The organism is Shewanella sp. 5S214 (assembly GCF_041439795.1).
GTDB lineage: Bacteria > Pseudomonadota > Gammaproteobacteria > Enterobacterales > Shewanellaceae > Shewanella > Shewanella vesiculosa.
Genome location: NZ_JBGOOV010000015.1, coordinates 1 through 12,698 on the forward strand (window position 1 = coordinate 1; position 12,698 = coordinate 12,698).

General features: G+C 41.5%; 14 protein-coding genes. 1 reads left to right on the forward strand and 13 read right to left on the reverse strand.

The genetic code is table 11. The features are described from left to right. Window positions 1-95: 95 nt before the first annotated feature. The 12 genes from ACED29_RS11440 to rpoE all read right to left on the reverse strand — a co-directional run bounded on the left by ACED29_RS11440 (window position 96) and on the right by rpoE (window position 10,371). Entirely contained in the window at window positions 96-617 is a 522-nt protein-coding gene (locus ACED29_RS11440) for a DUF962 domain-containing protein (protein WP_371697718.1), read from the reverse strand. A 114-nt stretch (window positions 618-731) separates the two neighbouring features. Beyond that, window positions 732-1,112 carry a holo-ACP synthase gene (acpS, locus tag ACED29_RS11445; RefSeq protein WP_124017114.1) on the reverse strand — a complete coding sequence of 127 codons (381 nt, stop codon included), beginning with the start codon at window positions 1,110-1,112 and terminating at the stop codon, window positions 732-734. After that, window positions 1,112-1,849, reverse strand: coding sequence for a pyridoxine 5'-phosphate synthase (gene pdxJ, locus ACED29_RS11450; RefSeq protein WP_124017113.1), 738 nt, complete (start codon window positions 1,847-1,849; stop codon window positions 1,112-1,114). Before pdxJ ends, acpS begins: the two co-directional genes overlap by 1 nt. A gap of 110 nt (window positions 1,850-1,959) precedes the next feature. Continuing rightward, window positions 1,960-2,673 (reverse strand): DNA repair protein RecO, encoded by a 714-nt coding sequence (gene recO / locus ACED29_RS11455; protein WP_165870134.1) that lies wholly within the window; start codon window positions 2,671-2,673, stop codon window positions 1,960-1,962. 45 nt (window positions 2,674-2,718) lie between these two features. Beyond that, window positions 2,719-3,723: a GTPase Era gene (gene era / locus ACED29_RS11460; protein WP_124017111.1), complete on the reverse strand. Its 1,005-nt coding sequence runs from the start codon at window positions 3,721-3,723 to the stop codon at window positions 2,719-2,721. Further along, window positions 3,720-4,400 (reverse strand): ribonuclease III, encoded by a 681-nt coding sequence (gene rnc, locus ACED29_RS11465; protein ID WP_124017110.1) that lies wholly within the window; start codon window positions 4,398-4,400, stop codon window positions 3,720-3,722. The genes era and rnc overlap by 4 nt, the downstream gene beginning before the upstream one ends. Continuing rightward, window positions 4,400-5,314 (reverse strand): signal peptidase I, encoded by a 915-nt coding sequence (gene lepB / locus ACED29_RS11470; RefSeq protein WP_371697719.1) that lies wholly within the window; start codon window positions 5,312-5,314, stop codon window positions 4,400-4,402. Before lepB ends, rnc begins: the two co-directional genes overlap by 1 nt. A 187-nt stretch (window positions 5,315-5,501) precedes the next feature. Further along, on the reverse strand, window positions 5,502-7,292 hold the full coding sequence (gene lepA / locus ACED29_RS11475; RefSeq protein ID WP_124017108.1) for a translation elongation factor 4: 1,791 nt from the start codon (window positions 7,290-7,292) through the stop codon (window positions 5,502-5,504). 214 nt (window positions 7,293-7,506) lie between these two features. After that, window positions 7,507-7,977, reverse strand: coding sequence for a SoxR reducing system RseC family protein (locus tag ACED29_RS11480; RefSeq protein WP_165870133.1), 471 nt, complete (start codon window positions 7,975-7,977; stop codon window positions 7,507-7,509). A 208-nt stretch (window positions 7,978-8,185) separates the two neighbouring features. Then, window positions 8,186-9,118 (reverse strand): MucB/RseB C-terminal domain-containing protein, encoded by a 933-nt coding sequence (locus ACED29_RS11485; protein ID WP_371697720.1) that lies wholly within the window; start codon window positions 9,116-9,118, stop codon window positions 8,186-8,188. A 48-nt stretch (window positions 9,119-9,166) separates the two neighbouring features. After that, window positions 9,167-9,766, reverse strand: coding sequence for a sigma-E factor negative regulatory protein (locus tag ACED29_RS11490; protein WP_371697721.1), 600 nt, complete (start codon window positions 9,764-9,766; stop codon window positions 9,167-9,169). 26 nt (window positions 9,767-9,792) lie between these two features. After that, complete coding sequence (rpoE, locus tag ACED29_RS11495; RefSeq protein ID WP_124017104.1) at window positions 9,793-10,371, reverse strand: RNA polymerase sigma factor RpoE; 579 nt, start codon at window positions 10,369-10,371, stop codon at window positions 9,793-9,795. Window positions 10,372-10,604: 233 nt separating this feature from the next. Here rpoE and nadB point away from each other — a divergent pair, with 233 nt between their 5' ends. Further along, window positions 10,605-12,221, forward strand: coding sequence for an L-aspartate oxidase (nadB, locus tag ACED29_RS11500; RefSeq protein ID WP_182698329.1), 1,617 nt, complete (start codon window positions 10,605-10,607; stop codon window positions 12,219-12,221). Between the two features lie 31 nt (window positions 12,222-12,252). Here nadB and ACED29_RS11505 read toward each other — a convergent pair whose 3' ends face one another. After that, complete coding sequence (locus ACED29_RS11505) at window positions 12,253-12,672, reverse strand: protein YgfX (protein WP_182698328.1); 420 nt, start codon at window positions 12,670-12,672, stop codon at window positions 12,253-12,255. Window positions 12,673-12,698 lie beyond the last annotated feature (26 nt).

The following is a 12,698-nucleotide window of genomic DNA, read 5'->3' on the forward strand; positions in this document are numbered from 1 at the left end:
TAAGTATCCTGTAGCAAAAAGAAAAAATGCCGCTCACCTTAAGTGAACGGCATTACGCTAATAGCGCCTTTTTTATGACCATTAATTCATCCACATTAGTTGGAAAGTTTAGCTTCTAATGCTCGGCGCTTTTCACGTGCAATGGGAGTGATTTGTGCCGCTAAGTCTTTTTCTAAACCCATCATAAAATATAGCTCTGCCATTAAAAAAAATGGCCCTATCAGAAGTTGATTAAGATCATCCATAAAAGCAGGCTTAGCTTTTTCATAATGATGACCAATAAACTGCATCACCCAGCCGATAACAAAAATACTGATGGCAATAATAAACGGGTGTGAAGTATGAACAACCTGCTCACTGGTGTATAGCACAGGCAGAATAAATAACACTAAACCAAGCGCCAGTCGCATGTGAAGCGCCATGTAATAGCCCAACACCAACACTGTTAATATCATCGCTACACTGATTTGATAATCTTGCCAGTCAAAACGAATGGTCCCCAGCATTAAAAATGCTGACCAAATAATCATCGGAACGCCAATAAAGTGGGTTTTAATATTTTGCGAATTTAAATGCACACTTTTGTAAGTTGAAAGTTGTTCTACTGCAGATTTCATTTTAAGTCTCTTTAATTGTTGTTATCTTGTTAATTTACCCCAATTAGGCCGATTTTAAAAGACCACAAAAAAAGGCGCTAATGCGCCTTTGATAAATCATTTAATGTTGTGACATCAACTTTCTAATACCACAGTGGCTACTGCATAATGTTGTTCATCGGCAATACTGATAAACCCACAGCGACCGCTTAACTGTTCTAGTCTTGCTAATGCACCATCAGTAAAGCGGATTAGAGGCGCACCGTTAGCATCATTATCGATATGAATATGTTGAAACGACACTCCTCTGCCTATTCCGGTACCTAACGCTTTGGCAGCGGCTTCTTTGGCTGCAAAACGTTTCGCTAGAAATCGCTCAGGCTGCTTTGATTGCAAGTAAGTCGCAAGCTCAGACTCTGTAAGCACTCTTTTGGCTAATCTATCACCAAGGCGCTGTCGTTGCTCACCGATGCGGGCAATCTCTACAATATCTGTGCCGATACCAACAATTGCCATTACTCGCCTCTGCGGCCTGCAAGCATGAGTTGCTTCATATCTCTAACGGCAGTATCTAAACCATCAATAGCGGCTCTGGCAATCACAGCATGACCTATATTAAGCTCATAAAGCTCAGGAATAGCCGCGATGGCCTTAACATTGTGATAATGCAAACCGTGTCCCGCATTAACCACTAAACCTTTACTGTGAGCATATTGTGCCATTTCAGTAATACGCGCTAACTCGTCAGCCTGCTCAGCATCAGTGATCGCATCAGCATAACAACCGGTATGGATCTCAATGTAAGGTGCGCCAGATAAAACTGCTGCATCAATTTGCGTTTTGTCGGCATCAATAAACAATGACACTTTAATACCTTCTGCAGCCAAACGAGTGACGGCTGAGCGGATCTTCTCTAACTGACCAGCAACATCAAGGCCACCTTCAGTTGTGAGCTCTTCGCGTTTCTCTGGGACTAAACAGGCATAAGCTGGTTTTATATCACAAGCGATGGCAATCATTTCTTCAGTGACGGCAAACTCGAAGTTCATTCTGGTCTTCAATGTTTTTGCCAATAAATACACATCGCGGTCTTGAATATGGCGACGATCTTCACGTAAATGTATGGTGATCCCATCGGCGCCAGCATGTTCTGCTACTGCCGCTGCGTGAACAGGATCGGGGTAATGAGTACCGCGAGCTTGGCGCAATGTCGCGATATGATCGATGTTAATGCCTAATAGTATTCCGCTCACATCGAGCTCCTTAACGTAATAAATAACACAATAATGACTTATGCTTACCAAGTTTTATATACGGTTCAGACCGTGCTTGGTTCACGTATTAAATCTAAAAAAACATTATACTAATCCGTTTTTTTAGTGAATAACTGTCTGCTTAATAACGGTTTATTACCCAATAATGGCGTAAGTAAATAACGCATTAACCCTTTGGCTTGATTAAACTGTTCAGGTTGTAACTCTTGCGATGCCAATGCTAGCAACATGGCCCCCGATAAACTGCCTTTGCCATGAGTAAAATGACTCTCTTGGCTTGTTAAAATAGGTATAAAGCCACTCTGGGCAATAAATCGATAGTGACAATTGTTATCGAGTAAATCACCTTGTGTATCATAGGCAAGAGAAGGCAGCGCACCTAACTCTAATAACAGTGCCATTTCGAAATAACGCAGGTGACTTGAGCAAAACTGTTTAGCTAATGCGAGTAATGCGCGGTGGTAATCTAAAAATATCCCTTCAGCTTGGTGCTCCACGGACAATAGACGAACTAATAATTCATTTAAATAGAAACCTGAATAAAGACTATTACCGCTTAAGGGCATCGCGGGCGCTGCAGACTCAATTTGGGTAATGTTTTTTAACCCTAAATTTTTGGACTCAGATTTGGTGCTAAACTGGATTATGAGTGGTTGAAAAGGTTGTAATATGCTTTTAATCGACCGTTTACCCGAGCCAACTCGAGTGATGGCATCAACGCGCCCTTCGCCCTCAATTAGCAAATTAACAATCACGCTCGATTCGCGAAATTGTCGATGATGAAGCACATAGCCACGTTTCATAGTGGCCATGTCTATAAACTAACAATCAATAACGCTAAAGTCGATTTAGTTATCGCCATAGCCTAAACTTCTCAATGCACGTTCATCATCAGCCCAACCTGATTTGACTTTTACCCATACTTCAAGGAAAACTTTATTCTCAAATAGGGTTTCCATATCTAATCTGGCTTGAGTCGCAATCGTCCGAATACGTTCGCCTTTATTACCAATAACCATGCGTTTTTGGCCTTCACGTTCGACTAAAATTAACGCATTAATTTGGTAAACACCATTCTCCATCATTTTAAACTGTTCAATTTCTACAGTCGCATCATATGGAAGCTCGTCACCTAAAAAGCGCATCAGCTTTTCGCGAACAATTTCAGATGCCATAAAACGTTGTGAGCGATCTGTCACATAATCTTCAGGGAAGTAAAATGGTGCTTCAGGTAACGACTCGCGCGCCATATCCAAAATGCGTTGTACGTTAGTACCTTTACTGGCTGATATTGGCAAAATCTCATCAAAATCAAATTTTTGTGCTAATTGATTGAGGTAAGGAAATAATGCTTCTTTATCTTTAATATTATCGACTTTATTGATAGCCAAGATGATTTTACGAGCATCATTACGATGTTGTAGCTTTTGTAATACCATCTCATCATCAGCAGTCCATGTCATGCCATCAACCACAAAAATAACCATAGCAACATCAGCTAAAGAACTGGCAGCTGCACGATTCATTAAGCGGTTAATCGCACGTTTTTCTTCAATGTGCAGACCAGGGGTATCAATAAATATAATTTGGCTTGGGCCATCGGTATGGATACCCATGATCCGGTGACGAGTCGTTTGCGGTTTCTTTGAGGTAATACTCACCTTTTGACCAAGTAACTTGTTCAAAAGCGTTGATTTACCCACATTTGGGCGACCAACAATAGCCACCATGCCACAATAAGTTACATCGTATTTGGCAGTGGCGACAGGTGCTGCTTGGTTCATCCTTGCTAGCAGTTCATCTAAGCTAGGTTCTTGATTATCACCTGCTGGCAAGTCTGTTTTCTTGGTCATTTATTCAGTAACTCCAATACCTGAGCAGCGGCAAGCTGTTCAGCTTTTCTTCTTGAACTTGCCACACCGGTGACAACTTTATCTAATTCACTAATGCTACATTCTACAGTAAAGGTTTGATCATGCGCTTCGCCTTCTACCGCGACAACTTGGTAATCGGGCAATGGCTTTTTAAAACCTTGCAAGTATTCTTGTAAAATAGTCTTGGGATCTTTTTGATTAATACCCGGCTTTATCTCAGCTAAACGCTCTCGATACCATGATAATAATAGCTTACGGCACACTTCAATGTCGGCATCGAGGTAGACAGCACCAATAATAGCTTCTACTGCATCGGCTAAAATCGATTCGCGTCTAAATCCACCGCTTTTAAGTTCTCCAGGGCCGAGATATAAATAATCCCCTAATTTGAATTCTTTGGCGATGATAGTCAGCGTATCGCCTTTAACTAAGGTCGCACGCATACGACTTAAATCGCCTTCAGTTGCCTTTGGAAACTGATGATATAAGGCATCTGAAATGACTATCGATAAAATCGAATCACCTAAAAACTCTAAACGCTCATTATGTTTATTTGCTGCGCTACGATGAGTTAATGCCTGGATAAGTAATTCAATATTATTAAATTCATAACCTAAAGTACGGCACAAACGCGGCAAATTTTTAATGGGTTCCATCAATGTATTCCACCTACTCTATCAAAACGTACGCCGGTTGGTACCCATGTAGGTAACATATCACTCGGCTGACGATCAAATTCAAAACTAATCCAAATTGCTACGGCTTTACCTACAAGATTCTCTTCCGGTACAAAGCCCCAAAAACGGCTGTCGGTACTGTTATCACGATTATCGCCCATGGCAAAATACATTCCCTTAGGCACAACAAACTCACCGGCAGGAAGGCCTGCTTGAGGATAAAAGTGCTGTCTAAAATCAGGTCGTGACGGATCGATTAATATATCGTGTTTAACATCGCCAAGTTGTTCAGTCGAACGAATTAATGGCACGCCATTATGGCTAAACTCTCCACGATTAATTTCGACATGTTCAATCGTTTTAGCCGCAGGACAGTCAACTTGGCTATCACATGCCTCTTGGATCATAAGCTGCTTATTTCGATAGAAAATTTTGTCTCCTGGCAGGCCAACTACACGCTTTATGTAGTCAATCTTTGGATTTTCAGGATACTTGAATACAAATACATCACCACGTTCAGGCTCACCAGTTTCAACCAACTTACTGCGCCATACCGGATCACGTAATCCGTAACTAAACTTTTCAACCAAAATAAAGTCACCGACCAAGAGTGTCGGCATCATAGAGCCAGAAGGAATTTGAAATGGCTCATAAATAAATGAGCGCAGAATCATGACAAAGGCAATGACAGGAAAAATAGAATGCGCCGTTTCAACTAGCACAGGCTCACGAATAATTTTATCGATAGCGTCTGCGCTTAACTGGGTTGAGTTAGCTTGTGCTACTAATAAGTTTTCACGGCGTTTAGGCGCGAAGAAAACCACATCAATTAACCAAATAAGACCGCTGACCAAGGTTACGAGCACTAAAATAAGCGAAAAATAGGCTGCCATTACTGATTTATCTCCTGCTGGGTGTGTTGGATCCATATGGCTTGAGCAAAGCTCAGAATAACTCAATCCAGTATGGTGATTAACGAATAAACATTCACCCAGTTGAGTGTTACAAAATATATAGTAAAAATAACGATAACGCCGCAATATGCGGCGTTATTCTGCACATAAACTCGATTAATTATTATTAATCGTTTAGCTTCAGTACCGCTAAAAATGCCTCTTGTGGCACCTCAACGTTACCCACTTGCTTCATGCGTTTTTTACCTTCTTTCTGCTTGTTAAGCAGTTTCTTCTTACGTGAAACGTCACCACCATAACACTTAGCGGTCACATCTTTACGTAATGCTTTAATGCTTGAACGAGCAATAATCTGACTGCCAACAGCAGCCTGAATCGCAATATCGAACATCTGGCGAGGGATTAATTCTTTCATCTTCTCAACCAAAGCCAAGCCACGATGACGAATGTTACTGCGGTGAATAATCATCGCAAGTGCATCAACTCTGTCGCCATTGATTAATATGTCTAGGCGTACCATGTCCGCTGGATCGAAGCGAATAAAGTTATACTCTAATGAAGCATAACCCCGGCTCGTAGACTTAAGACGGTCAAAGAAGTCCATTACCACTTCAGCCATAGGCAAATGATAGGTCACGGCCACTTGATTACCGTGATACACCATGTTGGTTTGCGAACCACGCTTTTCAATACACAAGGTAATCACGTTACCTAGGTATTCTTTAGGCACTAAAATATTGGCTTCAACAATCGGTTCACGAATTTCCTGGATGTTATTCAGCGCAGGTAATCCTGATGGATTATCAACATAAATAGTATCACCGTTATTCATGATAACTTCGTAAACCACTGTCGGTGCTGTAGTGATCAAATCGAGATTATATTCACGCTCTAAGCGCTCCTGAACAATCTCCATGTGCAGTAAACCGAGGTAACCAATGCGGAAACCAAAGCCTAACGCTGAAGAGGTTTCAGGTTCAAAAAACAGGGACGCATCATTTAAGCTAAGCTTGTTCAATGCATCGCGGAAACTTTCATACTCATCAGTCGAAATCGGGAATACACCAGCATAAACCTGAGGCTTAACTCGCTTAAAACCGGGTAATGGTTTGTCTGCGCCATGCTTTGCATGAGTTAACGTATCGCCAACTGGTGCACCATGAATTTCTTTAATACCAGAAATAACATAACCCACTTCACCGGCTCGAAGCTCTGCTTTGTCTTTTTCTTTTGGAGTAAAAATACCAACACGGTCAGCGTTATAGTTTTGTCCGGTGGACATCACTTTGAATTTTTCGCCTTTTTTAAGAATGCCATTCTTAATACGAACTAACGACACCACACCAAGGTAAGCGTCAAACCATGAGTCAATAATCAAGGCTTGTAAAGGCGCAGATTCATCACCTACTGGAGGAGGAATTTTTGCAATAATTTCTTCAAGGACTAAATCAACACCGATACCAGTCTTTGCAGAACAGCGCACCGCATCCATGGCATCAATACCAACGATGTCTTCAATCTCTGCAGCGACACGATCGGGCTCAGCCTGAGGCAAGTCAATTTTGTTTAGTACTGGGACAACGTCCAAATTCATTTCTAGTGCAGTATAACAGTTTGCTAATGTCTGAGCTTCTACGCCTTGACCAGCATCAACCACTAATAATGCACCTTCACATGCTGCCAAAGAACGTGAAACTTCATAAGAAAAGTCTACGTGTCCAGGGGTATCAATGAAGTTGAGTAAATAAGTGTTACCATCTTTTGCATGGTAATCTAAGGTGACACTTTGGGCTTTAATCGTAATGCCACGCTCACGTTCTAGATCCATTGAATCTAAAACCTGTGCAGCCATTTCACGGTCAGTTAAGCCGCCACATACCTGGATCAGGCGATCGGATAAAGTTGATTTACCATGGTCGATATGGGCAATAATCGAGAAGTTTCTAATGTGTTTCATTATGCTGCAATGACTACTACTAAATATGATGAAAATCGAGGTGGCAAATTGTACCTGATTAGGGGGTTAATACCAATCAGATTAAACAATAGTATCTATTTTGGTGTAATTGTTGGCCATAAGATGCTGTTTTCAAGCATTGGCTAATGAGTTTACGGACTCAATCAGTCAGTACAAGATGCACCACAGGCTAATAAGTTATCCTTAATAATAACTAGTGGCTCGCACTAATAATGCCCACTTCTTGCCCCAAATAGGCAATGATAACGGGTGTAGCTTGTGCTTCAAGTTGCGCGGCGAAGTGTTTACCAATAAACCAAGCAACCAATGCGCCTAATGCACCAAAAACCATAGCAAAACCATTAGTACTCAATCCTAGGCCAGCGGCTAACATTTGCCCCACTAATGCAGATAGAAACAATCCTAGTAACGGCAATAAATACACTAATGCAGCCGCTTTAATGATAACGCTTTCAGGTAAGCCTATTTTAAGTAAATCACCCTTATGGCAAGGTTTATCACTTGGCAATGAAAAACGTTGCGTTTGAACAGAAAAAGCTTTTGCAATGGTTGATGTGCCACAATTCTCACTGCTAGCGCAATGATTACAGGCACTTTTCAACTCAACTTCAACTGTTGCCCAACCTTGTTGATAATCAACCACTCGGGCAATTTCTTCCATCATAGTCGGTGCCGTTGATTCGGATATTTTACTCGTCATTTTACACACTCAACCGATAAATAATGGAGTAATTTTAGCATAATGCGGCGCAATGACTAAGCAAGTTTATCACTAAGCTATATCATTGATAACGCTCTGCTGGCCCTGAAAACACATAAGCCGTGATACAAGAAGCTCTTGTCACGGCTTATGGTTCAATAAAGCATAAGGGTTACTTTAATACTAAACTATTAGCAATTTTATCTAAGGTTTCTGAAGGCACCTTACCAATTGCCACGACCTCAAGAGTACCTACTTTTACCACGACCATTGAAAAGCCATTACGAATAAGTAATTCATTAGGCATAGGGTTTTCTCCTGCACGGGCAACATACACTGAAATATTAGCTAAACCATCAGTTAATGCAATATATTCAACAGGTTCATGAATACCAATTAAACGATGATGATCGCGAACAACCACGTCAAAACCTTCAGGTAACCAAGTAAATTGCCAATTTTTGCCATCAGTGCGTTCAGCTTGATTCATCACTGCTGGCCACTCTTGCTTAGCGGCTTCAATTAAAATATTTGCTGGTTCAGTTAACTCAATAAGTTCAATAACCATGGTTTGTTCAAGCAATTGTTTGTCTTTATTGAGGGTGTCAAAACGTAATGGCAGGTAGGTATCCATATCGATCCACACTTGCGCATCATAGCGGTTATCGTCATTAGCCAATAAACGGATCATCTGCCCTGGACGTCCAGCTATACGAGCACGACCGCCAATAACAAATTGATAGCCTTTTTCGAGTTGATTTAAATCTCCCGCCAACGCCGCAGGCCAAATACCCTGTATGCGAGGAGCCAAAACACTGTAAGCCGGCTGGTCATGTTCTATAAACGTAACTCGATTATCAACTCGTACAGCATTTTTAGGTGAGCCATTGAGGTACTCAAGTAAAGCAACTTCTTTGTTGTCGACAATGCCATGAATATAGACGAGCGGACGAATATGGTCAGCTTGTAGCTGAATAATTGAGGTTTTATATTGTTTATCGTGCATCGCTTGGCTCATATTATTAAGCCAAGCTTTAGCAGATAAATCTTCTTCAGCGTGTGTTGGAAAGGTTAACGCTAATAGTGCTAGCAGGATAAGGCGCAAGCTAACTCCTAACAAAGTAAGACGTAAGATAAGGTTTATTCCAATTTATTATGGATTTACCGTAGCATCTTGCACGCTATTGTTATCAACAGCAACACCTGGATTTAAGCGTTGTTGCAACATGTGATCTTGAATATAAGCATTAATCCGGCGACGCTGTTCAATCACTTGCTCGTTGGAATAGCTTTGCTGATTTTGTGCTGCACCAGTCTGATAACTTACCGGAGATACACTACCAACTAAAGGACGTGTCATTAACACTGGTAATGGCGATTCTGCATCATTGCTTTGGTTATAATTTTGCACACCAACAATCGCCACCATAGCGACAGTTGCAGCAATAGCATATTGGCCAAACTGCTTGAAAAATGGCACTACATTGGAAGCAGTAGTTCGCTGTTGGTCAACTTCAGTTGATTTGGCTTGAGGCGCGATAATTGTTGGCTCAAGCTCAATCGCTGCAGTGATGCTGGCAAAAAGGTCTAAGTCAATGGTCGCAGGCAGTTCGCCGCGCATTGCATCGCCTATCATATGATAGCGTTGCCATTCATCATGTGAATCAACATCAGCAGAAAGCTGTGCCAATGTTTTATCATCGGCTTCACCATCAACTGCTGCAGATACCCATTCTTGACTTGATTTAAGCATTATTCACCTATCTAAGGTTAAGGCTGTTACTTTTCCAGCAAAGGCTGGAGCTGTTTGTCGATTGCTTCACGAGCACGAAAGATACGCGATCTGACTGTGCCTACTGGGCAATCCATTATATTGGCAATATCTTCATAACTCATGCCGTCTAGCTCTCTGAGCGATATGGCCATTTTTAATTCTTCAGGCAGAGTGTCGAGCGTGTTAAAGATCACTTTACTCATTTGATCTTTCATTAATAATTGCTCTGGTGATGCAAACTCTTTAAGTGCATCACTGCCTTCATAATATTCTGCATCTTCTATATCAACATCGTTTGCAGGTGCTCTGCGCCCTTGCGATGTAAGATGGTTTTTTGCGGTGTTTACCGCAATACGGTACAACCAAGTATAAAATGCACTTTCACCACGAAAGTTTGCTAAGGCTCTGTAAGCTTTAATAAAGGCTTCTTGTGTCACGTCCGCCACGTCCGCTTGATTGCGAACATACCTGGAAATCAAACTCATCACTTTATTTTGATACTTTAGCACTAACAGGTTAAATGCGTTTTTATCGCCTTGCTGTACTCGTTCAACTAATTGTTGATCACTATATTGTCCACTCATCCGAGCCGACTACTCCTAATCTGTAATACTGATTTCTCAGTCGCTCGAATCCTGTTCATATAAGTAGACCTACCAATATGAAGAAAGTTCGATTTTGAATTAAAAAAAGTTAATTTATTTCACTTATCAATAAAATATCTAAGCAAAATCACAATAAAACCCGCTGTAAAAGTACCCTACTTAGGTTATTTGATTTACTATAATAAAACCACTAAGCCACACCATGATACCTGATGAAACAAGCAGTTGAACACCAATGTGACATTTTGATCATCGGCAGCGGAGCTGCTGGACTAACTTTAGCACTACATCTTGCTGAAAAATCAAAAGTAATTCTTCTTTCTAAAGGCCCGTTATCAGAAGGGTCCACGCTATATGCTCAAGGTGGAATAGCCTCCGTTTTTGATGAAGGCGACACAATTGAGTCACATGTCAACGATACGTTAATCGCTGGTGCCGGATTATGCGATAAATCGGTTGTGACATACACCGCAGAAAACGCCAAAAGCGCAATGCAATGGTTAATTAATTGTGGGGTGGCATTTGATAAAGAAGAAACCTTAGCAGGAGTCGATAATAGCGCGGCACCTTATCACCTTACCCGTGAGGGCGGGCATAGCCATAGACGAATTCTACACTCAGCAGATGCAACCGGTAAAGCAGTACAAACCACATTACAAGAACGAGCCATGGCTCACCCAAACATACAAGTATTAGAACGTTACAATGCGATCGACTTAATCACCACTCGTAAATTACATCGACCGGGTAACCGTGTACTTGGCGCTTATGTGTGGAATCGAGATGAGGAGCATGTTGAAACCGTTAAGGCAAAATTTGTGGCCTTAGCAACCGGCGGCAGTTCTAAAGTTTATCAATACACTTCCAACCCTGATATTGCCAGTGGCGATGGTATTGCTATGGCTTGGCGTGCGGGTTGCCGCATCGCAAACATGGAATTTAATCAATTTCACCCAACGTGTTTATTTCACCCTAACGCGCGAAATTTCTTATTAACCGAAGCATTACGTGGTGAAGGGGCATATTTACGCCGCCCAGACGGTAGCCGCTTTATGCCTGACTTCGATGAACGCGGAGAGCTTGCCCCTCGTGATATTGTCGCCCGCGCAATCGATTATGAAATGAAACGCTTAGGCGCAGACTGTGTTTATCTAGACATCAGCCATAAACCTGCTGATTTTATCATTAAGCATTTCCCCACCATTTATCAACGTTGCCTAGAATTAGGTATTGATATTACTCAAGATCCGATCCCTGCAGTGCCTGCAGCACATTATACCTGCGGTGGTGTGATGACTGATCTTCATGGTCAAACTGACATTAATGGCTTATATGCTATTGGCGAAGTGGCTTACACAGGCTTACACGGCGCTAACCGATTGGCGAGTAATTCGTTACTCGAGTGTTTAGTCTTTGCACGGGCAGCATCACAGGATATAGAGGGACTGTTACATAAAATCCCAATGCCTTGTCCATTGCCTGTGTGGGATGAAAGTCAAGTCAGTAACTCAGATGAAGAAGTGGTCATTGCCCACAACTGGCACGAACTGCGGTTATTTATGTGGGATTACGTCGGTATTGTGAGAACTGATAAACGATTGGAGCGAGCGCTCAGAAGATGTTTAATGCTGCAACAAGAAATTGAAGAGTATTATTCAAATTTCCGTGTCAGCAACAATTTGTTAGAGTTGCGTAACTTAGTCCAGGTTGCAGAGTTGATTATTCGATGTGCGATGGAGCGAAAAGAGAGTCGAGGACTTCACTATAATATTGATTATCCTGAACAAGTCGACAATCCTAAACCGACTATCTTACAACCTAATCGTTAATCATTATCGGACGATTTACGCTTAAATAAGCTCATTGATGGCTCAATAATAGACGGCACAGATCACGATACGCTGTGTCGTCTAACATATCACTCCACACCAGTAATAACCGCTGCTCTCCAGATTTACTCACCTGTAAAAAAATAATGCACACTAGTGGGCAAATGAAGGCTTTTTTGCTTAGGCTGATATTACTCGCTTGTACACCAGTACCGTATAATAGAGTACCAGCCCTCTTATTTCCCAAAGAAAATAAACAACGCCAATGAGACAATCTGCGCCATTCAAAAACAAAAATAAGCATTACTACAATAAAAAGTAATGTTTGGATAATGTGGTATATCAGGGAGGAATAACTGGGCCAAGCCAAAAAGCTACTTAAAATAACGGCAAAAAATACTGTTAAACCAGCACGCTGTAAAAACGAAGCACTCAACGCAAATTGCTGCATATGAGTGCTAGTATTAGACGACGAAA

Coding starts and splice junctions, on each gene's coding strand:
- ACED29_RS11440 (WP_371697718.1), bottom strand. CDS start 617: ATGAAATCTGCAGTAGAACAACTTTCAACTTACAAAAGTGTGCATTTA.
- acpS (WP_124017114.1), bottom strand. CDS start 1,112: ATGGCAATTGTTGGTATCGGCACAGATATTGTAGAGATTGCCCGCATC.
- recO (WP_165870134.1), bottom strand. CDS start 2,673: ATGAAACGTGGCTATGTGCTTCATCATCGACAATTTCGCGAATCGAGC.
- era (WP_124017111.1), bottom strand. CDS start 3,723: ATGACCAAGAAAACAGACTTGCCAGCAGGTGATAATCAAGAACCTAGC.
- rnc (WP_124017110.1), bottom strand. CDS start 4,400: ATGGAACCCATTAAAAATTTGCCGCGTTTGTGCCGTACTTTAGGTTAT.
- lepB (WP_371697719.1), bottom strand. CDS start 5,314: ATGGCAGCCTATTTTTCGCTTATTTTAGTGCTCGTAACCTTGGTCAGC.
- lepA (WP_124017108.1), bottom strand. CDS start 7,292: ATGAAACACATTAGAAACTTCTCGATTATTGCCCATATCGACCATGGT.
- ACED29_RS11480 (WP_165870133.1), bottom strand. CDS start 7,977: ATGATGGAAGAAATTGCCCGAGTGGTTGATTATCAACAAGGTTGGGCA.
- ACED29_RS11490 (WP_371697721.1), bottom strand. CDS start 9,766: ATGCTTAAATCAAGTCAAGAATGGGTATCTGCAGCAGTTGATGGTGAA.
- rpoE (WP_124017104.1), bottom strand. CDS start 10,371: ATGAGTGGACAATATAGTGATCAACAATTAGTTGAACGAGTACAGCAA.
- nadB (WP_182698329.1), top strand. CDS start 10,605: ATGAAACAAGCAGTTGAACACCAATGTGACATTTTGATCATCGGCAGC.
- ACED29_RS11505 (WP_182698328.1), bottom strand. CDS start 12,672: ATGCAGCAATTTGCGTTGAGTGCTTCGTTTTTACAGCGTGCTGGTTTA.